Origin of the sequence: Streptomyces davaonensis JCM 4913, assembly GCF_000349325.1 — a bacterium.
Taxonomy (GTDB): Bacteria; Actinomycetota; Actinomycetes; order Streptomycetales; family Streptomycetaceae; genus Streptomyces; species Streptomyces davaonensis.
Window position 1 is genome coordinate 2,693,891 of the sequence record NC_020504.1, and the last position, 26,193, is coordinate 2,720,083.

The 26,193-nt window shown below is 69.6% G+C and carries 17 protein-coding genes; 7 read left to right on the plus strand and 10 right to left on the minus strand.

The window, feature by feature from the left end; translation table 11 throughout:
- Positions 1–19 precede the first annotated feature (19 nt).
- The 4 genes from BN159_RS11700 to ngcE form a co-directional block, all read right to left on the minus strand.
- Positions 20–1,219, minus strand: coding sequence for an ROK family transcriptional regulator (locus tag BN159_RS11700; protein WP_015657178.1), 1,200 nt, complete (start codon positions 1,217–1,219; stop codon positions 20–22).
- 195 nt (positions 1,220–1,414) lie between these two features.
- Positions 1,415–2,338: a carbohydrate ABC transporter permease gene (locus BN159_RS11705; RefSeq protein WP_015657179.1), complete on the minus strand. Its 924-nt coding sequence runs from the start codon at positions 2,336–2,338 to the stop codon at positions 1,415–1,417.
- A gap of 17 nt (positions 2,339–2,355) precedes the next feature.
- Complete coding sequence (locus BN159_RS11710) at positions 2,356–3,285, minus strand: carbohydrate ABC transporter permease (RefSeq protein ID WP_015657180.1); 930 nt, start codon at positions 3,283–3,285, stop codon at positions 2,356–2,358.
- Positions 3,286–3,359: 74 nt separating this feature from the next.
- The gene (gene ngcE, locus BN159_RS11715) at positions 3,360–4,805 is read right to left on the minus strand and encodes an N-acetylglucosamine/diacetylchitobiose ABC transporter substrate-binding protein (protein ID WP_015657181.1); all 1,446 of its coding nucleotides are present in this window, start codon (positions 4,803–4,805) and stop codon (positions 3,360–3,362) included.
- Between the two features lie 346 nt (positions 4,806–5,151).
- On the opposite strand from ngcE, the gene BN159_RS11720 reads away from it, so the two are divergent.
- The 5 genes from BN159_RS11720 to BN159_RS11740 all read left to right on the plus strand — a co-directional run bounded on the left by BN159_RS11720 (position 5,152) and on the right by BN159_RS11740 (position 15,033).
- Positions 5,152–8,940: a GH92 family glycosyl hydrolase gene (locus BN159_RS11720; RefSeq protein ID WP_015657182.1), complete on the plus strand. Its 3,789-nt coding sequence runs from the start codon at positions 5,152–5,154 to the stop codon at positions 8,938–8,940.
- Positions 8,941–8,956: 16 nt separating this feature from the next.
- Positions 8,957–10,921 (plus strand): alpha-glucuronidase, encoded by a 1,965-nt coding sequence (locus tag BN159_RS11725; protein WP_015657183.1) that lies wholly within the window; start codon positions 8,957–8,959, stop codon positions 10,919–10,921.
- Positions 10,922–11,010: 89 nt separating this feature from the next.
- A complete protein-coding gene (locus BN159_RS11730; RefSeq protein WP_015657184.1) occupies positions 11,011–12,372 on the plus strand; it encodes a hypothetical protein in 1,362 nt (453 codons plus the stop codon).
- Positions 12,373–12,448: 76 nt separating this feature from the next.
- The gene (locus BN159_RS11735; RefSeq protein WP_015657185.1) at positions 12,449–13,672 is read left to right on the plus strand and encodes an AAA family ATPase; all 1,224 of its coding nucleotides are present in this window, start codon (positions 12,449–12,451) and stop codon (positions 13,670–13,672) included.
- A gap of 155 nt (positions 13,673–13,827) precedes the next feature.
- Entirely contained in the window at positions 13,828–15,033 is a 1,206-nt protein-coding gene (locus BN159_RS11740) for a vWA domain-containing protein (protein WP_041821240.1), read from the plus strand.
- 32 nt (positions 15,034–15,065) lie between these two features.
- Here the strand turns inward: BN159_RS11740 and BN159_RS11745 are convergent, their stop codons facing one another.
- From BN159_RS11745 to BN159_RS11765, 5 genes are read right to left on the minus strand one after another with little or no spacing between them, the layout of a single operon-like run.
- Positions 15,066–15,746, minus strand: coding sequence for a hypothetical protein (locus BN159_RS11745; protein ID WP_015657187.1), 681 nt, complete (start codon positions 15,744–15,746; stop codon positions 15,066–15,068).
- Positions 15,743–17,251 carry a GH39 family glycosyl hydrolase gene (locus BN159_RS11750; protein ID WP_015657188.1) on the minus strand — a complete coding sequence of 503 codons (1,509 nt, stop codon included), beginning with the start codon at positions 17,249–17,251 and terminating at the stop codon, positions 15,743–15,745. Before BN159_RS11750 ends, BN159_RS11745 begins: the two co-directional genes overlap by 4 nt.
- Complete coding sequence (locus tag BN159_RS11755; protein ID WP_015657189.1) at positions 17,248–18,903, minus strand: ABC transporter substrate-binding protein; 1,656 nt, start codon at positions 18,901–18,903, stop codon at positions 17,248–17,250. The genes BN159_RS11750 and BN159_RS11755 overlap by 4 nt, the downstream gene beginning before the upstream one ends.
- Before the next feature lie 13 nt (positions 18,904–18,916).
- Complete coding sequence (locus BN159_RS11760) at positions 18,917–19,789, minus strand: carbohydrate ABC transporter permease (RefSeq protein WP_015657190.1); 873 nt, start codon at positions 19,787–19,789, stop codon at positions 18,917–18,919.
- Positions 19,783–20,706: an ABC transporter permease gene (locus tag BN159_RS11765; RefSeq protein WP_041819126.1), complete on the minus strand. Its 924-nt coding sequence runs from the start codon at positions 20,704–20,706 to the stop codon at positions 19,783–19,785. The genes BN159_RS11760 and BN159_RS11765 overlap by 7 nt, the downstream gene beginning before the upstream one ends.
- A 207-nt stretch (positions 20,707–20,913) precedes the next feature.
- Between BN159_RS11765 and BN159_RS11770 the strand changes: the two genes are divergently transcribed.
- Positions 20,914–21,918, plus strand: a complete 1,005-nt coding sequence (locus BN159_RS11770) for an acetylxylan esterase (RefSeq protein ID WP_015657192.1) — start codon at positions 20,914–20,916, stop codon at positions 21,916–21,918.
- Here BN159_RS11770 and BN159_RS11775 read toward each other — a convergent pair.
- Positions 21,899–25,183: a GH92 family glycosyl hydrolase gene (locus tag BN159_RS11775; RefSeq protein ID WP_015657193.1), complete on the minus strand. Its 3,285-nt coding sequence runs from the start codon at positions 25,181–25,183 to the stop codon at positions 21,899–21,901. The genes BN159_RS11770 and BN159_RS11775 overlap by 20 nt on opposite strands.
- Before the next feature lie 351 nt (positions 25,184–25,534).
- Between BN159_RS11775 and BN159_RS11780 the strand changes: the two genes are divergently transcribed.
- A complete protein-coding gene (locus BN159_RS11780) occupies positions 25,535–26,188 on the plus strand; it encodes a hypothetical protein (protein ID WP_015657194.1) in 654 nt (217 codons plus the stop codon).
- The last annotated feature ends 5 nt before the right edge of the window (positions 26,189–26,193 follow it).

Genomic DNA, 26,193 nt, shown 5'->3' on the forward strand with positions numbered 1-26,193 from the left:
CAACGGTGCCATCCGTTCTCTAAGTGAAGGCGGGTGCCGTGGCGTGCAGAGTTCCGTCCAAAAGGGTCGAATCGCCCATCTCGCTGAGCGCGAGAGCGAGCGCTCCGAGCACCTCCGCACGGCCTCCAAGCGCCCCCGGGAGAACGGAGAGTTGACGTGCTGCGCTGGGGATCGCGTACCGGCTCACGGAGTCCCTGATGGGCCCGAGAACCAGCTCGCCGGCCTCGGCGAGATCACCGCCGAGGACCACCCGGCTCGGGTTCAGGAGATTGCAGAGATTGGCCACTCCACTGCCGATGTGGCGGCCGACGTCGGCGATCACCCGACGGCAGCCCGGGTCTCCGTCCCTGGCCAGCCGCACAACGCCCTCCATCGTCAGATCCGTACCGTGACTGGGCTGGAGGAGCGGCAGCACATAGCGCGCGGCCGTGAAGGTCTCCAGACAGCCACGGTTTCCACAGCGGCAGACCGGGCCGGACTCATCAAGAGTAATATGACCGATTTCTCCCGCTGTGCCACCTGGGCCTCGGTAGATCTTCCCGTTGATCACCAGACCGGAGCCGACACCGCTCGCGACCTTGATGTATGCAAGATCACGCACCCCTCGGCCGCTGCCCCAGACCAGCTCCCCGAGGGCGCCCAGGTTGGCGTCGTTGTCCACGTGCACCGGCACGCCGAGCCGCCCCCGCAGCTCCTCGGCGGGCTTGGTGCCGGTCCAGCCCGGCAGGATGGCGGTGGAGCCCAGGGTCCCGGACTCCACGTCGATCGGACCGGGCACGCCGAGGCCCACGCCCGCGACCTTCGAACGGTCCACCCCGGTGGCCGCGATCAGGCGGTTGACCAGCTCTTCCGCCCGGTCGAAGCCCTGCGTCGAGGAGGCGTCCACATCAAGCGGCTCGGACTCCTCGGCCAGCACCTGGTGGGCCAGATTGCCCACGGCGACCCGGAGGTGGGTGTGCCCGAAATCGACGCCGATGACAATGCCGGCGTCCCCGCTCAGCGAGACGCTGCGGGCCCGGCGGCCACCCGCCGATGTGGGCGTGACCTCGACGGTTCCGCCGTCCTTCAGCTCCCGGACGATATTGGAGACCGTCGCCGCCGACAGCCCCGTCGTCCTGGCGATCTCCGCCTGGGTGAGGGAGCCCGCCAGCCGTACGGCACGGACGACCCGTTCCAGGTTGGCTCGGTGCAGCGACGACTGCGACCCCGGAGTCTCCACGACGACCTCCTGCGCGCGGGACCGCTTCAGTGAGGCCCCGTCTATGTCCAACTAGTGAACTCTAAGCTGAGCCGTTCGGGTTGCCTCCCGTCAAGAGGTTGAACAGTATCCGGGGTCCAGCACACACGGACGCACGCCGCTCCCAGGGAGGGGAACGGCGTGCGTCCGAGTGACTGCCGAGGGTTACTTCGAGGCTTACTTCAAGGTCGCGGACGTGAGACCCGCCTGCACCTGGCGCTGGAACGACAGGTACACGACCAGCATGGGGATCATGGCGATGGTGACGCCCGCGAACAGCACCGGAAGGTCGGAGGCATACCCCTGCTGCTGCTGGAGCTGGATCAGACCCTGGGTGAGCACATAGCGTTCCGGATCGTCGCCGCTCTGCGGCTGCATCAGCACCGTCGGCAGGATGAACTGGTTCCACTGGCCGAGGGTGTTGAAGATGCCGACGCTGAGCAGTCCCGGCTTCGCCATCGGCAGCATCACCTGGAAGAAGGCCCGGCTGTGCGAGGCGCCGTCCAGGATCGCCGCCTCGAACACCGCCGTCGGCAGGGTCCGGAAGAAGGCGTGCATGAAGAAGACCGTGAACGGCATCGAGTAGGCGACGTACACCAGGATCAGACCCTGATAGGTGTTCAGCATGTCCAGCCGTTTGACCATGAAGAACAGCGGGACCAGGGCCAGGAACACGGGGAACATCGCGCCCGCGACGAAGAAGTAGTACAGGAACCTGTTGCCCCAGAACTGGTAGCGGGCCAGCACGTACGCCGCCATGGAGCCGAACAGCATCGTCAGCGGCACCGAGAAGATCAGCACGATGACGGTGTTGAGGAAGTAGTCCCCGATGCCCCTGTCCCAGGCCCGGGAGAAGACGCCCAGGTCCCAGTTCTCCGGCCAGCCGAAGGCCGAGCCGCCGATCTGGGCGTCGGTCTTGAAGGAGCTGAGCACCAGCCACAGCAGCGGCAGCACGATCAGCAGCGCCCACAGGGCGAGGAAGCCGTGCGAGAAGACGTTCAGTACGACGCCCTCGCCGCGTGCGTCGCCCGGCCGGGCCGGTGCCTTGCTGACCGGGGTCGGCGGGGTCGGGGGTGCCGATTCCTTGATGGGTGCGCTCATGTCGTCGTCTCTCCCGCTCAGAACTCGATGCGCTCGCGGCGGGTGGCGCGCAGCGTGACCACGGACACGATCAGGGTGAGCAGCAGCATGATCACGCCCATGGCACAGGCGTAGCCGCTCTTTCCGTACAGCAGGAAGTTGCGCATCATCACCGTCGCCATGACCTCGCTGTGGTGATCGGGGCCGCCGCCGTAGTCACCGGAGGTCATGGTCGTCACCAGGATGAACATGTCCATCGCGGCGATGCCGAGGTAGACCCAGGCGGTCTGCACGGAGTCCCACAGCAGGGGCAGGGTGATGCGGAAGAAGGTGTGGGAGCGGCTCGCGCCGTCGATCAGCGCGGCCTCGTAGATGTCCCGGGGGATGGACTGCATGGCCGCGGAGAACAGCACCAGATAGAAGCCGACGCCGTGCCAGACGACGACCGCGATCAGCGCCCACAGCACGATGTTGGGCTCGTTGAGCCACTCCACGGGGGAGCCCTCGTCGACCAGGCCGAGCTTGATCAGGAACCCGTTGAGCATGCCGCCGCCGTCACTGCGGTACACCGCGCCGAACAGCACGGCGAGGATCGCCAGCGACAGGACCTGCGGGAAGAAGTACACGACCTTGTAGAACCCGGAGCCGGCCACTCCCGCGACTCCGCCGGCCCGGCCGCGCCCGCCCGCGTTCAGCATGAACGCGAAGAACAGGGCGAGCAGGATGGTGATGGCCGGGATGAAGATCAGGAACAGGATGTTGTGCCAGATCGCCCCCATGAAGATGTCGTCCTTGAACAACGCGGTGTAGTTGTCCAGGCCGACGAAGCTGAACGACTGCGACTGCCCCTTCCAGTCGGTCAGCGAATAGCCGAACGTCTGGAGGTAAGGCCAGATCACAAAGACCACGTAGAGCGCCACGGGAACGATGAGAAACCCCGCGACGAACCGGTACTGCCCTTTACGCATAGGCGTTTTCCTGCCCCTGAAGTGCCGTTCCGGGCCGGGGTTGTCCGGCCCGGAACGTGGTCGGTCGTGCGAGATCAGTCCCGACGGTTCTTCTTGGACTCCGGGTCCTTGGCCTGCTTGTCCACCGCCGCCTGGGCCCGCTTCAGCCATTCCTTCGGCTGAATACGCTTGGCCATCAGCTCGTTGGACGCGTTCTCGATCGCCGTGCCCATCTCGCTGTACCACTCGGTGTACAGGTAGCGGAAGGTGTTTTCACCGGCCGCCTTGGACGCCTCGACCGTCGACTGCGTGCCGGGCCGCAGCTGCACGCTGGAGTCCACGCCGTCCGCGAGGATGGTCAGCGAGTTCGCCTCCTTGGCGAACAGCGTCGACCACTCCTTGGACAGCATCATCCGCATGAACTCCTTGGCCGCGGGGAGGTTCTTGGCCTTGGCGGGGATGATGAACGGCTCACCGGAGCCGGCCCGGATCGCCTCGAAGGGCAGCTGGCTGTCGGGCAGCAGCGGCATCGGCAGGAACTTCATGTCGAAGTCCTCCGGCGTCGTCTTCAGCTGCTCGTTCTCCAGCCAGGAGCCGCTGGTGATGAAGGCCGCCTTGTACTGGTTCCACCGGGTCTGCGACTCGGTGTGGGTCAGCCCGTTGGTGCCGGGCATCAAGTAGCCCTTCTCGACGACCTCGTAGATCGCCTCGACGGCGGCCGTCGCGGCCTCGGACCCCACGAACGCGTTGGGTTCGAGGTTGTCGATCGCCTTCATGGCGTCCAGACCGCCGGTCTTGGCGATCAGGTCCATGATGGCGACGTTGATGTAGTACGGGTACTTGCCCTGGTGCGCGAGGCCGCCGATGCCCTGGGACTTGGCGTCCTTGCAGATGGCGAGGAAGTCGTCCCAGGTCTGGGGCGCCTCCCAGCCCTTGTCCTTGAAGAGCTTGCCGGAGTACCACAGGCCCCACACCGTGTAGATGTAGTTGAGGGCGACGACCTTGCCGCCCTGCATACCCGCGTCCAGCGTGCCCGGGATCAGGGTGTCGCGGACCTTCTTGCTCGGGTCGTCGATCGACGGGGCGTCCAGGACCACGGCGAGGTCGAGGAGCTGGCCGTTCTTGTTGAGGACGTCGATCGGGATCTGCTGGGCGCCCGCGTCGTCCACGATGTCCGGCGGGTTGCCCGCGTTGAAGCGCGGCTGGAGCTTGCCGGTGATCTCCTGGGTGCCGGTGTGGGTGGAGGTGACCCCCCACTTCTTCTCGAAGGACGCCTCCCACGCCTTGGCGTAGTCGTCGCCGTAGCCGCCCTTGAAGACGACCACGTCGAGCTTGCTGCCGTCCTTCACGCCGAACGGGTTCTTCTCGGACGTCTTGCCCTCGGTCTCGCCGTCGGACTCGTCGTCCCCGCCGCCGCTCGCGCAGGCGGAGAGGAAACTCATCGTCGGTACCGAGATCAGACCGAGTGCGGCGGACCGCTTGATCAGATCGCGGCGGCCGGTGCCCACCTCTGTGCTGTTCGGGTCGGAGCTGGATCCCATGCTCAAGTCCTCGCCTTCTCCAGGACTCAGGCGGTGAACCGGATCCTCGCCGGCACCGCGGTCAGGTCAAGCAGGGTCATGCAGGAAGTACCGTGAATCGCCGACAGGTATAGTCCACTTCCCGCCAGCGGAGCAAGATCGAATGCAAGGTTGGCCGGTGGTCTTTTCCGAGTTGAGACCTCTCGGAAATATGAGCGGGCCGTGGACCCCCTGGCGGAAAAATCCGCGCCATCACCCCCGAATGCCACAGCCAACACCCTTGACACAACTGACGACTTGAGCCACAACTAATCCTTGCGCACCGAAGTTGACAACGTTGTCCAGAGCGCAGGGAGAGTGCTTGCCGATGAGGCACAGACGTGGCACGGCGGTCGTGTGGGCGACCGCCTTTGCTTTGGCCGTGGGCTCGCAGGGCGTGGCGGTGGCCCTGCCCGAGGCCCCCACCGTCGACCGGGAGTTCAGCTCCTCCTTCGAGAGCGGTGACCCTGCCCCGGACTGGCTCAACACGGTCGACACCGCGGCCGACGGCAGCAAGCGGGCCGAGGGGGTGGACGGCGGCTACAGCTCGGGCATTCCGGGCAATGTGACCGACCATGTCACCGACGTACGGGCGAGCGGCGAGAACACCGGCGGCGGCGAGGTGAAGGAGAACCTCGTCGACGGCGAACCGGGTACCAAGTGGCTGGTCTTCCAGCCCACCGGATGGGTCGAGTTCGACCTGGACAAACCGGTGAAAATCGCCAAGTACGCGCTCACTTCGGCCAATGACTTCGCCGGGCGCGATCCACGGGACTGGACCCTGAAGGGCTCCACCGACGGCACGAACTGGACGACCCTGGACTCCCGCTCGGGTGAAACCTTCGCCGAGCGGTTCCAGACGAAGACCTACGACCTCGCCGAGCCGGGCGAGTACCGGCACTTCCGGATCGAGGTCACCAAGAACAACGGCGCCTCGGACATACTCCAGCTCGCCGACGTCCAGTTCTCCACCGGCGGCAGCGACGGCCCGGTGCCGCAGGACATGCTCTCGCTGGTCGACCGGGGCCCGAGCGGCTCCCCGACGGCCAAGGCGGGCGCGGGCTTCACCGGCAAGCGGGCGCTGCGCTACGCGGGTCGGCACACGGCTGACGGGCGGGCGTACTCGTACAACAAGGTCTTCGACGTGGACGTGGCGGTCGGCCGGGACACCCGGCTGTCGTACCGGATCTTCCCGTCGATGGCGGACCGCGATCTCGACTACGACGCCACGAACGTCTCGGTGGACCTCGCCTTCACGGACGGCACGTATCTGAGCGACCTCAAGGCCACCGACCAGCACGGCTTCCCGCTGACGCCGCGCGGGCAGGGCGATTCCAAGGTCCTCTACGTCAACCAGTGGAACAACGTCGCCTCGCGGATCGGGTCGGTCGCGGCCGGCAAGACCGTGGACCGGATCCTGGTCGCCTACGACTCCCCCAAGGGCCCGGCGAAGTTCCGCGGCTGGCTGGACGACGTGAGCCTGAAGAGCGTGCCGCAGGAGGCGCCTAAGGCGCACCTGTCGGACTACGCGCTCACCACCCGGGGCACCAACTCCAGCGGTGGCTTCTCGCGCGGCAACAACTTCCCCGCGACGGCCGTGCCGCACGGTTTCAACTTCTGGACGCCGGTCACCAACGCGGGCTCGCTGAGCTGGCTCTACGACTATGCGCGAGCGAACAACTCGGACAACCTGCCCACGATCCAGGCGTTCAGCGCGAGCCATGAGCCGAGCCCCTGGATGGGCGACCGGCAGACCTTCCAGGTGATGCCGTCGGCCGCGTCCGGGACCCCGGAGACCGGGCGGGAGGCGCGTGAGCTGGCCTTCCGGCACGAGAACGAGACCGCGCGGCCGTACTACTACGGGGTGCGGTTCGAGAACGGTCTGAAGGCGGAGATGACGCCGACCGACCACGCGGCGGTCCTGCGCTTCACCTACCCCGGCGACGACGCCAGCGTCCTGTTCGACAACGTCACCGACCAGGCGGGCCTGACCCTCGACAAGGCGAGCGGGACCTTCACCGGCTACTCCGACGTGAAGTCCGGCCTGTCGACGGGCGCCACCCGGCTCTTCGTGTACGGCGAGTTCGACAAGCCGGTCACCGAGGCCGACTCCAGCGGAGTCAAGGGATACCTGCGCTTCGACGCCGGGGACGACCGTAAGGTCACCCTGCGCCTCGCGACCTCCCTCATCAGCGTGGACCAGGCCAAGGCCAACCTGCGCCAGGAGGTCCCGGACGGAACCTCCTTCGACGCGGTGAAGAACCGCGCCCAGCGCCAGTGGGACCGCATCCTCGGCAAGGTGGAGGTCGAGGGCGCCACGCCGGACCAGCTGACCACGCTGTACTCCAGCCTGTACCGGCTGTACCTGTACCCCAACTCCGGCTTCGAGAAAGTCGGTTCGAAGTACCAGTACGCCTCGCCCTTCTCGCCGATGCCGAACCCGGACACCCCGACGCACACCGGCGCGAAGATCGTCGACGGCAAGGTCTACGTCAACAACGGCTTCTGGGACACCTATCGGACCACCTGGCCCGCGTACTCTCTCCTGACGCCCTCTCAGGCGGGTGAGATGGTCGACGGGTTCGTGCAGCAGTACAAGGACGGCGGCTGGACCTCCCGATGGTCGTCGCCGGGTTACGCGGACCTGATGACCGGCACCTCCTCCGACGTCGCCTTCGCGGACGCGTATGTGAAGGGCGTCGGCTTCGACGCGAAGGCGGCCTACGACGCGGCCGTGAAGAACGCCACCGTCGTGCCGCCCTCCTCGGGCGTGGGCCGCAAGGGCATGGCGACCTCGCCGTTCCTCGGCTACACCAGCAGCGACACCCACGAGGGCCTCTCCTGGGCGCTGGAGGGCTACCTCAACGACTACGGCATCGCGCGGATGGGCCAGGAGCTCTACAAGAAGACCGGCGAGAAGCGCTACAAGGAGGAGTCGGAGTACTTCCTGAACCGCGCCCAGGACTATGTGAACCTGTTCGACTCGCAGGCCGGTTTCTTCCAGGGCCGTGACGCCAAGGGCGACTGGCGGGTGGAGTCGGCCAAGTACGACCCGCGCGTGTGGGGTTACGACTACACGGAGACCAACGGCTGGGGCTACGCCTTCACCGCCCCGCAGGACTCCCGCGGTCTCGCCAACCTCTACGGCGGCCGGAGCAAGCTCGCCGACAAGCTCGACGAGTACCTCGGCACCCCGGAGACGGCCTCCCCCGACTTCGTCGGCTCCTACGGCGGTGTCATCCATGAGATGACGGAGGCGCGGGACGTACGGCTGGGCATGTACGGGCACTCCAACCAGGTCGCCCACCACGCCCTGTACATGTACGACGCGGCCGGGCAGCCGTGGAAGACGCAGGCGAACGTCCGTGAGGTGCTCTCCCGCCTCTACACCGGCAGCGAGATCGGCCAGGGCTACCACGGAGACGAGGACAACGGCGAGCAGTCGGCCTGGTTCCTCTTCTCCGCGCTCGGCTTCTACCCGCTGGTCATGGGCAGCGGCGAATACGCCGTCGGCTCCCCACTGTTCACCAAGGCGACCGTCCATCTGGAGAACGGCGAGGACCTGGTCGTCAAGGCGCCGAGGAACAACGCCCGCAATGTCTACGTCCAGGGTCTGAAGGTCAACGGCAGGACGTGGACGTCGACTTCGCTGCCGCACAAGCTGCTCGCCAAGGGCGGGGTCCTGGAGTTCGACATGGGTCCGCGGCCGTCGGCCTGGGGCACCGGCAAGAACGCGGCGCCGGTGTCGATCACCCAGGACGACAAGGTGCCGACGCCCCGGGCTGACGTACTGAAGGGCGAGGGCGCGCTGTTCGACAACACCTCCGGGACCAACGCGACGGTGACGTCGGTGGACCTGCCGACGCCGGAGCGGGCCGAGGCGGTCCAGTACACGCTGACCTCCTCCGACCGCACCAAGGCGCCGACCGGCTGGACCCTCCAGGGCTCCTCCGACGGCACCGAGTGGACGACGCTGGACCGGCGCACGGGTGAGTCCTTCACCTGGGACCGGCAGACCCGGGCGTTCTCGGTGGGCTCACCGGGTACGTACGAGAAGTACCGCCTGGTGCTGGACGGCGAGGCGACCGTTTCGGAGGTCGAACTCCTCGCCGGCTGAGGAGAGTCGAGGTCTCATGCCGCTACCCGTGCCCGTGCTGCCCGACGGTGTCGACCCGGCCTGGCTGCCGCCCGCCGCGTTCGAGGCGATCGGCCGGCGGCGGACCCTGATCCGCGGATCGGGCCTGCTGGTGGACACGGTGCACGGTGAAGTGGCGGAGGCCTGTGCACGGTTCGGGGGAAGCGTCGTACGTGACGCTTCCCCCGAACCGTGCGATCTGGTGCTCGACGTGAGCGGCACCGACGACGGCGAGGCGTTCACCCTCAAGCGCGCCGAGGGCCGTACGACGGTCACCGCGTCCGGCCGACATGGCCTGCTCCACGGCCTGTTCCACCTCGTACGGCTCGGCGAGGAGGCCTTCCGCGGCGAGCGTGCGGCGCACACGCACCGGCCCGCGGTGGCGCTGCGGGTGCTGGACCACTGGGACAACGTGGCCGTGCATCCGGTGATGGGCCAGGTGGAGCGCGGCTACTCCGGTGGCTCCCTGTTCTGGCGGGACGGCCGGGCGCGCGGCGATCTGGAGCGGGTGCGGGTCTACGCCAGACTGCTGGCCGCCTGCGGGATCAACGCGGTGACCGTGAACAACGTCAATGTGCACGCGACCGAGGCCCGGCTGCTGACCGAGCGGATCGGCGACGTGGCCCGGATCGCCGAGGCGTTCCGGCCGTACGGGATCCGCACGCATCTGTCGGTGTCCTTCGCCGCGCCGATCCTGCTCGGCGGCCTGGACACCGCCGATCCGCTGGACCACGGGGTGCGGCGGTGGTGGGAGCGGGCGACCGCCGAGGTGTACGCGGCGATACCCGACTTCGGCGGGTACCTGGTGAAGGCCGACTCCGAGGGGCAGCCGGGGCCGTTCGCGTACGGCCGCAGCCATGCCGACGGCGCGAACCTGCTGGCGGCGGCGCTGGCACCGTACGGCGGGACCGTGCGCTGGCGGGCGTTCGTCTACGACCACCGCCAGGACTGGCGGGACCGCTCGACGGACCGGGCGCGGGCGGCGTACGACCATTTCGTGCCGCTGGACGGGGAGTTCGCGGCGAACGCGGTGCTCCAGGTCAAGCACGGACCGATGGACTTCCAGGTGCGCGAGCCGGTCTCGCCGCTGCTCGGGGCGATGCCGGGGACGCGGCTCGCGGTGGAGATGCAGGCCACCCAGGAGTACACCGGGCAGCAACGGCACGCGTGCTGGCTGGGCCCGATGTGGAGCGAGGCGCTGCGGTTCCGGCCGGAGGGGACCGATCCGGTCGGGGGTCTGTCCGACGGCCTGGTCGCCGTCTCCAACGCCGGTGCCGACCCCTTCTGGACCGGGCATCCGCTGGCCCAGTCCAACCTGTACACCTTCGGACGGCTGGCCTGGGACCCGGGTGCGGATCCCCTCGCGATCCTCGACGACTGGATCGGGCTCACCTTCGGACCGGATCCGGCGGAAGGGGTGCGGGCCGTGCTGGCGGGGTCCTGGCGGACGTACGAGAAGTACACCGCGCCGCTCGGGGTGGGGTTCATGGTGCAGCCGGGGCACCACTACGGGCCGAGTGTGGACGGGTACGAGTACAGCCCCTGGGGGACCTACCACTTCGCCGACCGGGACGGCATCGGCGTCGACCGGAGCGTGGCGACCGGGACCGGGTACGCGGGGCAGTACGCCAAGCCGTGGGCCGAGGTGTACGAGTCGCCCGCCTCGTGCCCCGACGAGCTGCTGCTGTTCTTCCACCATGTGCCGTACGGGCATGTGCTGCACAGCGGGAAGACGGTGATCCAGCACATCTACGACACCCACTTCGAGGGGGTGGAGGAGGTGGAGGAGGCCCGCGAAGTATGGGGCTCGCTGGGGCAGTCGGTGGATCCGGAGCGCCATGCGCGGGTCACCGAGCGGTTCGCCGAGCAGCTCCGTTGCGCCCGCGAGTGGCGGGATCAGATCAACAGCTACTTCCTGCGGAAGTCGGGCGTTCCGGACGAGCGCGGGCGGGCCCTCTACTGACAGATCCCGATCGTGGTGCTTATGATGCGAGCGATGAAGAACTTCTCCTCTTTCGGATTGGGGGAATCGTCCACGCAAGGTGAGTGCTGATGGCACCACACTTCGTGCACACGATTCCGACCCGCCTGTCGATGTGGCAGCGCGTACGCGAGTACGCCGTGCCACTGTCCATGATCGAGACCGCGACCGCCCGGCGTACGGCCGGTGACTGGGCCGGGGCCTGCGCCGCCGCCCGTGTCGACGTCGACCTCGATCTGCGCGCCGTACGTCACCGCTACGGCACTGAACTGCTCACTCAACTCCGTGCGGACCTGCGCCGGTTGGCGCCGGATCTGCTGCGCTGGCACATGCCCCGCGTTGCCCCCGACGGATGGCTCCGGCCGGGTCTCACCCTCTCGCTGGCCCGGTATTCGGGTTCGGCGCAGCTGGTGGTGCGGACGCCTCCGGCCTGGGCGGACGCCGGACAGCGCATGTCGCTGGCCCTGTGGGACGAGTCCGCCGGGAGCGCCGACTTCGGGCATCATCCGCATCCGTACCCCGAGCGGCGGTTCCGGCTCGATCTGCACCGGCATCTGTGGGACGCCGGGCGCAGCGGGGAGTTGGCGCGCCGGTGCGGTGATCCGCCCGACTCCCTGTGGAACACGGGGAGTTGGGCTGCCGAGGCGGAGCGGCTGCTGCGCGCCGAGGGCTGTGGCCGCGGGGCCTTCACCGTGCGCACCGGTGCGCGCAGCCGTGCCGTGCTCGAACTCGTCGCCCCCGACGACAGCCATGCCCCGACGCTCCGGCCGCTGCGGCAGGAGCTGCCGCCGCAGGACGTCGCGGCGCTTCCGGTGCTGCCGGAGGCGGCGGCCCGGGTGCTGCCGGACTTGGAGCTGCTGCGGGCGGGGCTGATCGCCGCCGACCGGCTGCATCCTCTCGTCGCCGCCGCGTTGTCGGCGTACGCGTCTCCTCCGGCGGCGCGCCCGGTTCCCGAACCCGTCGATCCGCATCGGGTGGAGTGCCGGGGCGAGGTGCACCGGATCGCGCTGCGGGACGGAGTGCTCACGGCGGTCGACCACGATGCGGTCGAACAGCGCCGGGAGGAACTGCTGGTGGCGCTCGGCGGGCCCGCGCTGCCGTGTCTGCGGGCGATCGACGCCGTGCATCGCAACCCGGAGGCGTTGCCCGCGGTCCGGGAGCGCCTCGGTCACGGTGATGTCGCCGGGGCGCTGGCCGTGGTCGAGGGGCTGCTCGGTCCCGGTGCGGTGCTGCGCGACGGTCCGCTCCGGGATGAACTGGAATCGGCCGCCACGCGCCGTATCGAGCACGGGCTCTTCCGCTCGGGTCTGGTCGCCGTGCACCCCGCTGCCGATTGCGGAGCCGATGCGCGGCGTTTCCGGCCCGACCGACGTACGCCTCCCGCATTCGGCCGCAAGCGCGGCAGCCGGACCCGGCCCCGCCTGGCCTCATAACCGGACGACTGCTTCCGCCTCTCCACTTCAGCCCTCGCGGGCTGTCCCGTTCTCTCGACCTCACCTGGTGATGCCCATGACTTCTCGCACGCTTCTGCCCGTCGACGCCCAACTCGCCCTCGCCGACAACCTTCTGACGCTCCTTCGGACGACCACCACCGAGCCCCGCCCCGACGAGCAGCTCGAAGCGCTCACCCTGGCCGTCGCGGCCGATCTGCCCGTGCTGCTCTGGGGCGAGCCCGGCATCGGCAAGACCGCAGCGCTGACCCAGCTCGCCGCCTCCCTCGACCTGCCGCTGACCACCGTGATCGCCAGCGTCCACGAGCCGACCGACTTCTCCGGACTGCCCATCGTGGGCGACGACCCGGCGGTGCGGGGCGTGCCGATGGCGCCGCCGCAGTGGGCTGTGGAACTGGTACGGGCCGGGCGGGGACTGCTCTTCCTCGACGAACTGTCCACCGCCACCCCGGCCGTCCAGGCGGCGCTGCTCCGGGTCGTGCTGGAGCGGCGGGTCGGCACCCTTCAACTGCCGCCCGGGGTACGGATCGTGGCCGCCGCCAACCCGCGCGCCTCGGCGGCGGACGGATGGGAACTGAGCCCGCCGCTGGCCAACCGCTTCGTGCATCTGTACTGGGTGCACGACAAGGACGTGGTGGTGCGCGGTCTCGGTGGGGTCTGGCCCCGGGCCGAACTGCCCCGCCTCGACCCGGAGCGGCTGCCGGAGGCGGTGGCCCTCGCCCGGCGCGCGGTCTGCGACTTCCTCGCCGCCCGGCCGACGCTGATCCACCGGCTGCCGAGCTCCGAGACACGGCGCGGCGGCGCCTGGCCCTCGCCTCGGAGCTGGGAGGCCGCGCTGACCCTGCTGGCCTTCGGCACGGCGGCCGGCGTCTCCCGGGATGTGCTGGCGCTGCTGGTGCGGGGCGCGGTGGGCGACGGTCCGGGACTTGAACTCCTCGCCCACCTGGACCGGATGGACCTGCCCGACCCGGAGCTGCTGCTGGCCGATCCGGCCAACGCCGAGCTGCCCGAGCGGGGTGATCTTCGGCAGGCCGCGCTGGAGGCGGTGGTGGCCGCGGTGGGGGCACGGCCGGAGCGGGGGCGCTGGGAGGCGGCCTGGGCCGTCCTGGTCCGCGCACTGGAGACCGGTGCTCCGGACCTGTTGGTCGCCCCGGCCAAGGCGCTGGCCGCGGTGCGGCGCGACGACTGGGAGGTACCGGCGGCGGTGGAGCGGCTGGCCTCGATCGTCGGACTCGCGGCGCGCGCGGACCGGTCGGTGGAGCGGGCCAAGGTGGGCCGATGACGGGGGCGATGCGGCATGAGGGCGCGCAGGCCGTGCGGCGTCCGCTGCCTCGGCCGATGGCCCCGCCTCCGCCGCCGCGCCCGGTGCGGGCGAACGTCCCGGCGGCGCCGGTCCGTCGTGCCGGGCCGGACAACCCGGACGGACTCCCCCTGGACATGGAGAAGTTGCTGGCCGCCCGCCTGCACGCGGTCAAGGTCCGCCCCTACCTGGCCGTCGCGCTCTTCGCGCTCCAGATCGTCGAGGACCGCTCGGTGCCGACGATGGCGGTGGACGCGCACTGGCGCTGCTACGTCTCCCCCGGCTTCGTGGCGCGCATGCCGGTGGAGGAGCTGGCGGGCGTCTGGGTGCACGAGGTCTCCCATCTGCTCCGGGACCACCACGAGCGCGGCGCGCGCTGGGCGAAGGAGAACGAGGCGTACGGGCCCGGCGAGAGGCTGCGCCGGAACATCGCCGCCGACTTCGAGATCAATGACGACATCTACGGCGACGGCCTGCCCCGGCCCACCGGGGCGATCCTCCCGTCGCTGCTGCGGCTGCCCGACGGGCTCCTGATGGAGGAGTACCTGCGTACGGCGTCCATGTCCGGGCTCGCCGCCGATCTGGCCTGGCTGGACTGCGGCGGCGGGGCCGACGGCCAGGAGCGGCCGTGGGAGCTGGGAGCCGACGGGGCCCATGGACTGACCAGGCAGCAGCGGGACGCGGTGCGCTTCCGGGTCGCCGAGGGGATCAAGGGCAGGCCGGGAGAGGCCCCGGAGGGCTGGCGCCGCTGGGCGGACGAGGCCTTCCATCCGCCGCAGCCCTGGAGGCAGTTGCTGGGGGCGGCGGTGCGCTCGGCCGCCGGTGCGCCGGGGGTGGGCGAGAACCACAGCTACCGGCGTCCGTCCCGGCGCTCGGCCGCTGTTCCCGGGGTGGTGCTGCCGAGCCTGCGGCGCAATCCGCCCCGGGTCTGTGTGGTGATCGACACCTCCGGGTCGGTGAGCGACAGCGAGCTGGGCAGCGCGCTGCTGGAGGTGGCGGCGATCTCCCGGGCGGTGGGCGGGCGGCGCGATCTGGTCTCGGTCGTCTCCTGCGACGCGGCGGCCGGGATCGCCGTACCGATCTGCCGAGCCGAGGCCATGGAGCTGATAGGCGGCGGGGGCACGGATCTGCGCTCGGGTTTCGCCCGTGCGCTCCGCTCCCGGCCCCGCCCGGACGTGGTCGTCGCCCTGACGGACGGCCAGACGCCCTGGCCGTCCGAGCAGCCGCCGTGCCGTACCGTCGTCGGGCTCTTCCCGCGTCCGGCCCGTGCCGTGAACGAGAACGACCCGGACTACGTCCCGGAGTCCCCGCCGTCCTGGGCCCGTGTCGTCACGATCGGCTGAACGCGCAGGACCGCCACGCCGAGCGGGTCGAGTCATGCGGTGAAGTCCTCCTGGGTCTCGGCGATCACCGGGCGGGCAGTGTGCAGCAGGGACAGCAGCAGTGGGGCGGCGAGGAGGGCGGGCAGGGCCTCGGTCAGCAGCGCGGTGAGCCCGGCGGTGAGCACCAGCAGGGAGGTGGCGGCGAGGGTGGCGCCGCGGTGCCGGAACAGGAAGTAGGCGGCGAGGCGGGCGGTGTCGCGGGTGCGGAAGGCGAACAGGGAGGTCAGGACGAGGGCGTGGGCGCCCCAGAGGAGGGAGGCCAGGCCGATCGCCGCGAGCAGCAGCGCCCACCAGCCGGGCAGGCCGGTGGCGGAGAAGTGGGTGAGCGTGAAGGCGATGACGGTCAGCCAGGTGAGCAGGGGCGCCCATAGTTTGAGCACGGGGAGTGCGTTGAGGCGCCACCCGCGCGTGTAGGTGCGGGCGGGGTGGAGGTCGGTGAGGTCGCGGTCGCGGTGATGGAGGGCGTAGACGGCGGCGGAGAGGGCCGGGCCGAGCGGGAGCAGGCATACGGCGGCGAGGGGGAGGTTGGCGGGGTCCGGGCCCAGCAGGAGCAGTCCCGCAAGGCCCGGCGCGGAGGCTGCGAGCAGCAGGGCCTCGACGGTGACGAGGGTGTGGATCAGGGCGGCGGCACGGGAGAGCGGCCCGGCGCCGAAGGATACCGAGGGCGCGCTCATCGGGGCTGCCCGCCGAGCAGCCGGCGCTCGTCCGCCCAGGGCGGGCTCTCGTCCTGGACGGGGCTGACCTCGACGAGCGTCACCTCGTGCCGCCCCAGCGTCAGATCCACCGCCACCCGCCCCTCCGCGACCGGCAGCCGCAGATGCCGCCGCCCGGGCTCGGCCGCCTCGTGCAGTACGTCGAGCTGGTGGGCGTCGGGCGAGCGGGGGCTGCCCATCCGCTGCCAGGCGGTACGGGCGTTGCCGTACTCCTCGTCCACCGTGGACCGCCGTACGAACGCCTCCCAGGAACCCAGGGGGATGTGCAGCCGCAGCCGGTGCCGGGCCGGGCCCGGGGTCTCGCCGCTCACGTCGACGGGCGCCCAGGCGAGGACGGTGACACGGCCATCGGCGTGCCGTGTCACCAGGTGGTCCTCGCCCCGGGCGAGCAGCTCGGGGCCCATCCGGGCCATGAACGCGTAGAGGTGGTACGTCGGTTTGCGCACCTGTCGGTGGGTGAGCAGCCCGAAGCCGCCGTGGAAGAGGGCGGTGGGGATGCCGGCCTCCTCGAACATGTCGCTGAACGTCCAGTACGAGAAGGAGTCCACGTGATCGCCGCCGCCGGCCAGCACGGGCGCCAGGTAGGCGGCGTGGAAGGCGGTGTCGTGGACCGGGTTGTCCGGGCGGTAGGAGGAGTTGAACTCCGTGATGTGGACCGGGAGTTCGGCCAGTCGGGTGCCCTTGAGGCGGTTGCGGGGCGTGGCGAACTGGTCCAGGAGGTGCTGTGCGGGCGCGAGGGTCTGACGCACCCCGAACGGGACGTGCTGGGCGGGGCCCGAGGTGTAGGCGTGCTTGGAGACGAAGTCGACGGGGACGTCCCGCTCCTCGGTGAACTCGGCGAAGCGGTCCAGCCACTCGTCGGCGCCGGGCGAGATCGCGGGCCCGCCGACCTGGAGGGAGGCGTCGACCTCCTTCACGGCGCCCGCGGTCACCTCGTACAGCCGGTGGTACGCCGTGATGTCGGCGTTCTCCCAGAAGTCGGGGAGGTTCGGCTCGTTCCACACCTCGATCGGCCAGGTGCGGACCTCGTCGAGGCCGTAGCGGTCCACGAGATGGGTGAGCGTGGCCTTGACCAGCGCGGCCCATTCCCGGTGCGAGCGGGGTGGTGTGACGTTGCCGCGCCACCAGAACACGGTCTGCTCCCCCGACGCCAACTCGGCCGGCATGAAGCCGAGTTCGAGGAAGGGTCGGATGCCGAGGTCCAGGTACGCGTCGACGACCTGGTCGACGTAGGTGAAGGAGTGATGGACGCGCCGGGCACCCTCCCACTCGTAGGGCCGGTACACGCCCATGCCGTCGCTCAGCAGTCCGTGGCCCCGGATGTACCGGAAGCCGATGTCGTCCTGGATCAGCTTCAGCGAGTCCTGGTAGTCCCGCCGCAGGGCGAGTTCGATGCGGCCGGTGCCGACGCAGTGGCGCCAGGCGTCGGGGAGCCGGCCGATCGGCTCGGCGGGGACCCGGATCACACGTTCTCCTGGGCGAAGCGTTCGTACGCCTTGTTGTGCAGGTCGACGAGCTGGTCCATGTTCTTGCCCTTCAGCTCGGTGACGAAGGCGTCCCACTCGGACATCGGGCGCTTGCCGAGGACGAACTTGAGGGTGTTCTGGATGGTGTGGTCCTTGAGCGGGGTGTCCCAGAGGGTGGCCTGCTCCTGCTCGATGGACTGGAGCGGGTGCGCGGGGTCGATGGGGAGCTGTTCGCGCTGGGACATGGCGTCCTGGAACTTCTTCTCGTCCGGGCTGAAGTTGGAGGAGACCAGGGCCCAGCTGCCGCCGTAGGTGAAGACGCCGTTGAAGAAGCCGAAGTCCTTCTGGAGGTCCTTCGGGGCGTCCGGGTCGGAGCCCATGAGGGAGATGCCGGGCTCCAGCTGGTAGGTGCCGCCGGACTCGGTGTAAGTGACGCCGGAGACCCCCCACTTGCAGAGCTGTTGCCCTTCGTCGGAGTACCAGAGCCAGTCCACGAACTGCATCATCGCCACGAAGGAGTCGCTCTTGAGGGCCTTGCTGGAGACCATGACGCCGTTCTCCAGCCGGATCCCCCCGAGGACCACGGGGCCCGCCGGGCCGAGCGGCACGGGAACCATCTCCATCTCGGCGCCCCTGACCTGCTTCTGGAGGTTGTAGCGGTAGTTCTGCACCAGTTCCTGTGGATTGGCGCTGATGACATAGGACTTCTCGGCGAGCAGCTTCTGTACCGCCTGGTCGTCCTGCTGGGTGAAGCTCTCCGGGTCGAGGAGCTTCTCGGCGACGATCTTCCTCAGGTACTCGACCATCTGGCGGTACCCGTCCTGGGCGGCGGTGAAGACGAACTTCTCGGCCTGGGTGTCGAAGCTGATGTTGTCGTACGTCCAGCCCGCCTTGACCCCGTACGCCTGGCCCAAGTAGCTGAACAACGCCCCGCACGGGAAGGGGGTGTTGGTGCTCCAGCGGTCGGTCCACGGGTATTTGTCGGGGTACTCCTCCTTGAGCGCCTTCAGGACGTCGTACACCTCGTCCCAGGTGGTGGGCAGGGTGAGGCCGTGCTGGTCGAGGATGTCGGTGCGCAGCGAGAGCGAGTAGCCGGGCTTGGGCTTCTCGTGCAGGCCGGGCAGCAGGTAGTACTTGCCGTCCGACTGGCGGATGGAGTCCAGCTCGGGTTCGAGCTGCCACTTCTTCACCTTGTCGCGGTAGTTGGGCATCAGGTGCACGTACTCGCTGACCGGGAGGATCGCGCCCGAGGACACGAAGGCGACCTCGGAGGGGTGGTACGTCTTGGGGATCAGGTAGGGGGCGTCGCCCGCGCCGATGAGGACGCTGCGCTTCTTCTCGTAGTCGGCGAGCGGGACGTCGAGGGGCTCCAGGGTGATCCCGGTCCGCTTGGTGACCTCCTTCCAGAACAGCCAGTCCTTCTTGGTCGGGTAGACCGGGTTGTTGTTGTGCAGGAGGGAGAAGGAGAGCGGCTTGGCGGCCTTGAACCGCTGTCCGGCGCGGTAGTCCTTCATCGCGCCGTTCTGCTTGTCCGACAGGTCCTTGGGGTCGCCGCCGTCGTCACCGCTGCCGCAGCCGGTGAGGCCGGCCAGGCCGAGGAAACCGGCGGCGGCCAGGATCTGACGCCGCGACAGCTGTCCGGTGTTCTTCACAGATACTCCCTTGTTAGCCCTTGACGGCGCCGAGCATCACGCCCGAGACGAAGTAGCGCTGGACGAACGGGTACACGCAGAGGATCGGCAGCGCGGTGAGCACGATCGTGACCGCCTGGATGTTCGCCGCGACCTGGCTGAGCTGGTCGGTCCCGGCGCCCGCGTTGGAGCCGCCGGTGGCGCCCTGGATGAGGTTGCGCAAGTAGACGGTGACCGGCATCAGATCGGTCCGGTCCATGTAGAGGAACGCGCTGAACCACGAATTCCAGAACGAGACCGAGTAGAAGAGCACCATCGTCGCGACGACCGCCTTGGACAGCGGCAGCACGATCCGCAGCAGGATGCCGTAGGTGCTCAGCCCGTCGATCTGGGCGGCCTCCTCCAGCTCGGTCGGCAGGCTCTCGAAGAAGGCCTTCATCACCAGCAGGTTGAAGACGCTGATCGCGTTCGGCAGGGCGATGGCCCAGACGCTGTTCTTCAGGCCGAGGCTGGTGATCAGCACATAGTTCGGGATCAGACCGCCGGTGAAGAACATGGTGAACACGGCGATGCCGACGAGGAATCCGCGCCCCTTGAGGTGCTTTTTCGACAGGACGTAGGCGTAACAGGTCGTCAGCACCATGGCGACGCCGGTCGCCACGACCGTGTAGAGCACGGTGTTGCCGTAGTTCCGCCAGAACATCGAGTCCTGGAACACGATTTTGTACGTGGTGAGGTTGAACCCCTTGGGCCACAGGGTGACTTCACCGGCCCGGATCTGCCGTTCCCCGCTGAAGGACCTGGCGATGATGTTGAGGAAGGGGTACAGGGTCACGGCCACGACGAGGGTGAGGATCACCCCGTTGACGCCCTGGAAGACCCGGTAGGAACGGCTCGGCTTCACCACAGGCTGGTCCCCACTGTCCGGCGCGAGAGCTGGTTGGCGGAGGTGATCAGGACCAGGCCGATGACCGCCTCGAACAGGCCGATGGCGGCGGCGTAGCTGAAGCTGTTGGACTCCACGCCGGTCCGGTAGACGTAGGTCGAGATCACGTCCGAGGTCTGGTAGGTCAGCGGGTTGTACAGCAGCAGGACCTTCTCGAAGCCCACCGCCATGAACGTGCCGACGTTCAGGATCAGCAGCGTGATCATGGTGGGCCGGATGCCGGGCAGGGTGACATGCCAGGTCTGCTTCCAGCGGTTCGCACCGTCGATGCGGGCGGCCTCGTACAGGTCCTCGTCGATGGTGGTGAGCGCCGCGAGATAGAGGATCGTGCCCCAGCCCGCGGTCTGCCAGATCTCCGAGCCGACGTAGACCGTGCGGAACCACTCGGGTTCCTGGATGAACCGGATCTCGTCGTGCCCGAACCACCCCAGCACATGATTGACCGGCCCGTCGGTGGCGAGCATCTGCAACGTGATACCGGCGACGATCACGATCGACAGGAAGTGCGGCAGGTACGACACCGACTGCACGAACCGCTTCAGAGATCGCCGGCGCACCTCGTTGAGCAGCAGCGCCAGCACGATCGGGATCGGGAAGCAGAACACGAGGGTGAGCCCGCCGAGCCACAGGGTGTTCCGGAACACCTGCCAGAAGGTGGGGTCGGAGAGAAACATCTCCACATAGCGCAGGCCCACCCACTGCTCGCCGAAGATCGAACCGCCCGGCTGGAAGCGGCGGAAGGCGATCACGTTGCCGAGCATCGGCAGATAGCGGAAGACCAGGAAGAACAGCAGGGGCAGCACGGCCAGCGAGTACAACTGCCAGTCGCGGCGCAGCGCGGAACGGGTGGAGGTGCTCAAACTCGGTCTCCTGTACAGGGGTTGGGAACCGAAACTTTCGAGCTCTTACCGGTAACTCGCGGCAACCTAGAGCTGCCAGAAAGCGCTGTCAATGGGTTCCGCACGGGTCAGTCGAGACGCACGCGTCGCGTTGAAACGCAGCTGCCGCTGGGCAGGACGGAGAGATCCACCCCTTGCGTCATCGCAAGTTTCTGTCTCTCCACCGACTCCTGCGAGGTGCCGTCCGTGCCCGCGTTCGACCTTCCGCCACCCGAACTGGAGCACTACCGTCCACCCCTCGACGAGCCCGCCGGCTTCGACGCGTTCTGGCGGGACACCCTGAAGGAGGCCGAGCAGGCCGAGCCGCTGGTGTCGGTGCGTGCCGTGGAGACGGGCCTACGGCTGACGCGCACCTGGGACGTGACGTTCCGCGGTTTCGCCGGAGACCCGGTGCGGGCCTGGTTCAGCCGCCCCGCCGACACCCCCGAACCGCTTCCCGCGGTGGTGGAGTTCGCCGGGTACGGCCGCGGCCGCGGACTCCCCCACGAGCGCCTGACCTGGGTCAACGCCGGGTACGCGCATCTGCTGATGGACAACCGCGGCCAGGGCGACCAGTACGGCAGCGGCGGCGCCACCCCCGACCCGCACGCCCACGCCCCGGGCGGCCCCGGCCCGGCGGTACGTGGACTCCTCGCGCCGCACGACCACCACTACCGACGCCTGATCACGGACGCCGTCCGCGCGGTCACCGCGGTACGCGCCCTGCCCGGCGTGGACCCGGCGCGCACGGTCGCCGTCGGCAACAGCCAGGGCGGCGGACTGGCCCTGGCGGTGGCCGGGTTGGTCCCGGATCTGGCGGCGGCCCTGGTCACCGCCCCGCTGCTGTGCGGCATCCGAAGGGCCCTGGACCTCACGGACCAGGGCCCCTACGGCGAGATCGCCGCGTATTTGTCGGTGCACCGGGGCGCCGAGACCGCCGCCTACCACACCCTCGCCCATCTGGAGGGCGTCTCCTTCGCGCGCCGCGCCCAGGCGCCGGCCCACTTCGGCGTCGGTCTGCGCGACACGGTGTGCCCGCCGAGCGGGGCGTACGCGGCCTTCAACCGGTACGCGGAACTGACCGGCACCGCACCACGCAAGGTGCTGCACGCCTACCCGTTCAACGGTCACGAGGGCGGCGACGCGGTCCATGTGCGGCGCCAACTCGACTGGTTGGCCGATGTGTTGGGGGTCAGCCGAGGGCCAGCGTGAACAGGTGCAGATTCCCCTCCTTCGGCAGCCGTACGCTCGCGATCGTCTTCCCCTCCGGTGCGGTGAACGGCCGGGTGGCGAACACGTAGGTGGCCACCGGATCACGGTCGGCGCCCGCGACATTCCGGTACGCGGCCCGCGCGACGACCTCATTGCCGTACTGGATGGAGCCGTTGCCGCCGCCGACGGTCCAGTCGGTGAAGGCGAGGGGGACCGTCGCGGTGGTGCCGTCGGTGTAGGTGACGGTCGCCTCGGACTGGCGGTTGCCGTTGACCGCGCTGCCGACGAAGGACAACTGGCTTACTCCGTCCCGCACTTGGATGGTCTGTCCGTCGGCGGAGGCGTTGTCCGGGCGGCCGCTCGGCGAGTCGGGCCAGGTGAAGGTCAGCCCGTTCACCGTGCCCTGCCCGCCCGGCGTCAGCCCCGCCGCAGCGAGCGCCTGACGGGAGTAACTCCAGCCGCCACCGTCGTAGTCGGCCTCGTCGTGGTCGCCGGAGTCCTCGGAGATCCCGGCGTTGTCGTAGGCGGCGAGCAGGGTGTCCGGCGCGGCGACCGTCAGCGAAACCGGCTGCTCGTACGAGCTGCCTTCGGAGGTGACCGCCACCCGCACCTCGTGGAAGCCCTGGGGTGCGTCCGCGGCCGCGCTCAGGGTGATCTCCTGGGCACCGTCGACGACCGCGCCCTCGGCCGGCGTGGCGGTGATGCCGTCGGGTGCGTCGACCCGGAAGCGAACCTCGGGACCCGCCCCCGCCCCGCTCATCGCGAGGGCCCTGATCCCGACCTTCGCACTGCCGCCCGGGGCGAGCCGCGCCGTCGTCGGACCGACCCCGATCTGGTACGGCTGCTCCCCGGCGCGGAAGGACGGCGGGGCGTCGTCGGGAGCGCTGCCCCAGCTCTTGTCCGGCGTACCGGAGAGCGCAAGGTCGAGCCTGCCGCCGTCCCGCACGAAGGATGCCGGGAGCCAAGGCCGTTCACTGGTCCGGCCGTTGACCTTCAGGGAGCGGATGTACGGGGCGTCCGCGGCGGCGCCCTCCGCGCGGACGGAGATGTCGTTGCCGTGCGGGCGGTCGATCTCGATCCGCGGGAACAGCGGTGAGGCGAGGACGAGTTCGGCCCGCGAGGGCACCTGCGGATACAGGCCGAGCGCGGAGAAGACGTACCAGGCCGACATCGCGCCGAGGTCGTCGTTGCCGGGAATCCCGCCGGGCCCCGTCGACCACAGCTCGCGCATCGCGGCGCGTACCGTCTCCTGCGTCTTGTACGGCGCTCCGGCGTAGGCGTACAGGTAGGGCACGTTGATCGACGGCTCGTTGTCCAGCTCGGACTTCTCACCCCCGCTGCCGGTGAAGGCCCAGCCCCCGTCGGCGTCGTGGAAGAAGGAGTCCAGCCGCTCGACCGCCCGATCCCGGCCGCCCATCGCAGCGAACAGGCCCGCCGGATTGTGCTGAACCATCCAGGTGTACTGGGCCGCCGTGCCCTCGACGAAGCCGTTGCCGGTGGCCGGGGTGAAGCCGGTGACCCAGCTGCCGTCGGCCTTGCGGTTGGCGATGTATCCGCCCGACGGGTGGGCGGCGATGTTGAAGTTGTTCTGCCACCACTGCGAGCGGCGTCCGAACTCCGCAGCGACGTCCTTGCGACCCGCCGCCGGGGCGAGCTGGGCGAGCGCGAAGTCGGCGCCGGACATCTCCAGCGTCTCGGCGGCACCGCCCCAGGCGTTGGAGACGGACGGCATGTAGTGATGCTTCAAGTACTTGTCGAGAGAGGGGCGTTGGCCAACTGACAGCACCGGTTTCCCGTCGGCGGACAGGTCCTTCTCGGTGGGGACGGTCGCCGCCTTGAGAAGGGAGGCGAAGGCACCGCGCAGATCGAAGTCCGTGCCGCCGAAGGCACGGATACCGGCGAGCGCGATGGCCGACGGATCGCCGTTCATGACGTGGGTGCCGCCCGCGCCGTGCAGCCAGCGGTCCCAGATCCCGCCGTTCTGCCCGGCGAGTTCGTACAGCGACTGGGCGATGTCCGAGCCCGTGCGGGGCTCCAGCAGGGTCAGCAGCTGTACCTGGTCGCGGTAGACGTCCCAGCCGGAGAAGGTGCCGTACTGGGCGCGGTGGCCGTGGCGGACGGTGTGGACCTTGCCGTCGGCGCCCCGGTATCTGCGGTCGGCGTCGCTGATGACGTTCGGGTGGAGGAGGGAGTGGTACAGCGCGGTGTAGAAGGTGGTGCGCTCCTCCTCGGTGCCGCCGCCGACCCGGATGGCGTCCAGCCGCTGACGCCAGTCGGCGCGGGCCGCGTCCCGGACCGCCTCGAAGGAACGGCCGGGCGGGTTCTCCGCGGCCAGATTGGCCTCGGCACCGGCCTGACCGACGTACGAGATACCGACCTTGACGTTGACCGGATCCGCGCTCGGCGCGAACTCGACGTAGCCGCCCGCGCCCTTGCCCGGCACCGGCCGCCCGCCGTTCGAGAACCCTCCGGTGCCACCGCTCGCCTCGCGGGACCCCGGGTTCAGCTGATCGTCGTGCCAGGTGCCGGTCGCCTTGAAGGCGCGGTCGAAACGGGCGGTGAAATACAGGGTGTAGTACGCCCGTCGGCCCTCGGGATCGAGGTAGCCGCAGAAGTTCCCGGAGGTCACGGAGCCGGAGACGGTCCGCTTCTCGGGGTCGATGCTGATCGTCGAATCGGTCGACCCCACCTCGGAGTTGGCGGTGCGGAAGAGGAGCGAGGCGGGCTTGTCGGCCGGGTAGGTGAAGCGGGCCGAGCCGGTGCGGGCGGTGGCCGTGAGGTCCGCCGTGACGCCGGAGGCGAGACCGACCCGGTAGCTGCCGGGCTCCGCGCTCTCGTCGGCGTGGCTGAAGTCGGCGGCGTACACCTGGTCCTTGGTGTCGCTCGCCGGGGACGAGGTGACCTCGCCCGCGTGCGGGAACAGCGGGATGTCCCCACTGCCTCCGGCGCAGCCCGTGCCGGACATGTGCGTGAGGCTGAAGCCGCGGATCCGGGTGGCGTCGTAGTGGTAGCCGCCGGGGGCCGCGGTGCGGGTGGCGTCGCCGCGGGTGTTCTCGGGGCTGAAGGAGAACATGCCGAAGGGGGTGACGGCGCCGGGGAAGACGTTTCCGCCGTTCTTGGTGCCGATGAGGGGGTCGACGTAGGTGGTGGGGTCGTCCACCAGGGTGGACGCATCAGTGGGTGGGGACGTCGCCGCCAGGGCGGGGGTGGCGCCGACGGCCGCGAGTACGGCGGCCAACAGCACGGACAGGGGACGGAAACGCATGACGCGGCCCCTCCTTCTCCGGACGGGTCGCGCACCACAGGTCGCACAAGCCGCAGGGACAGTAGCGTGCGCCAGCGGTACCACGGAAGGGCGCCTCCGGCGGCGCAGGCTCGCATGTCGGCCACCCGGACGGGCCAACTCCCCAACTGGCTTGACATCGTTGTCCGTTGGGGCGGTAGCATCATGTGTAGACCACTCAGACAACGTTGTCGCGCACCTCCGCGCCTCACAAGCCACGCATCACCCGGACCGGCACTTCCCCCCCTCGTCGGCCCGGCTCGCGGACCCGGTGGAGTTCGGCTCACTCTCACCGGGTCCGCCCGGAGCGGGTCCCTGGCATGAGGAGGCGTCATGCGATTCCCCGGACCGCCCCCGACACCCCCTACTCCCCCGCAGCCGCCCGAGCGGCCGCGCGTGGATCCTCCCGCCCCACCGGCGCGGACGTCGGTTCCGGTGCCGTTGCCGGAGCCTGGGCCGCCGTTCGCCGAGGGCGTGGTCGAGAACATCACGGAGTGGTTCGAGCTCCAGGTGGCGCCCTACGCCGCCGAGGAGCCGACCCTGCGCAAGGTCGAGCGACGCCTCGCGGCGAACCTCGACGAACTCGATCTCGCGGGCGCGGATCCCCTCGACGCACTGGCGGAGTGGGCCGAGGAGCACCTCCGCGACCTGGCCGTCACCGTCGAGCCGGCAGAGCCGGAGGAGCCCTGGGCGGACGACGAGCACCCTCCCATCGAGCGCCTCCTGGACACCGCCACGGCCGAGGCGCTGGCCAAGCACCAGGAGGGCGCGTTCGCGAAGGCGCTGCGGTACGGCGTCCACGCCGCCGCCTACCTGGTTGCCCCGGGCCTGATCGTCAATGACGTGGTCGCCCTGCTCACCGACGCCGTGGTTCCGGGGCCCACCGCGCTGAAGGAGGCCGACCGTCGAAAGGCCGCGGATCGCAAGCGGATCGCGGACTTCGCCCAGTCCCAGGGCTTCAACCTGCTGAAATCATTTGCCGTGTAAGGCAG

Excerpts from the sequence above, each read along its gene's own strand:
- BN159_RS11705 (WP_015657179.1), bottom strand. The coding sequence starts at position 2,338 with ATGAGCGCACCCATCAAGGAATCGGCACCCCCGACCCCGCCGACCCCG.
- BN159_RS11720 (WP_015657182.1), top strand. The coding sequence starts at position 5,152 with ATGAGGCACAGACGTGGCACGGCGGTCGTGTGGGCGACCGCCTTTGCT.
- BN159_RS11730 (WP_015657184.1), top strand. The coding sequence starts at position 11,011 with ATGGCACCACACTTCGTGCACACGATTCCGACCCGCCTGTCGATGTGG.
- ngcE (WP_015657181.1), bottom strand. The coding sequence starts at position 4,805 with ATGGGATCCAGCTCCGACCCGAACAGCACAGAGGTGGGCACCGGCCGC.
- BN159_RS11780 (WP_015657194.1), top strand. The coding sequence starts at position 25,535 with ATGCGATTCCCCGGACCGCCCCCGACACCCCCTACTCCCCCGCAGCCG.
- BN159_RS11710 (WP_015657180.1), bottom strand. The coding sequence starts at position 3,285 with ATGCGTAAAGGGCAGTACCGGTTCGTCGCGGGGTTTCTCATCGTTCCC.
- BN159_RS11725 (WP_015657183.1), top strand. The coding sequence starts at position 8,957 with ATGCCGCTACCCGTGCCCGTGCTGCCCGACGGTGTCGACCCGGCCTGG.
- BN159_RS11740 (WP_041821240.1), top strand. The coding sequence starts at position 13,828 with ATGGAGAAGTTGCTGGCCGCCCGCCTGCACGCGGTCAAGGTCCGCCCC.
- BN159_RS11775 (WP_015657193.1), bottom strand. The coding sequence starts at position 25,183 with ATGCGTTTCCGTCCCCTGTCCGTGCTGTTGGCCGCCGTACTCGCGGCC.
- BN159_RS11735 (WP_015657185.1), top strand. The coding sequence starts at position 12,449 with ATGACTTCTCGCACGCTTCTGCCCGTCGACGCCCAACTCGCCCTCGCC.
- BN159_RS11745 (WP_015657187.1), bottom strand. The coding sequence starts at position 15,746 with ATGAGCGCGCCCTCGGTATCCTTCGGCGCCGGGCCGCTCTCCCGTGCC.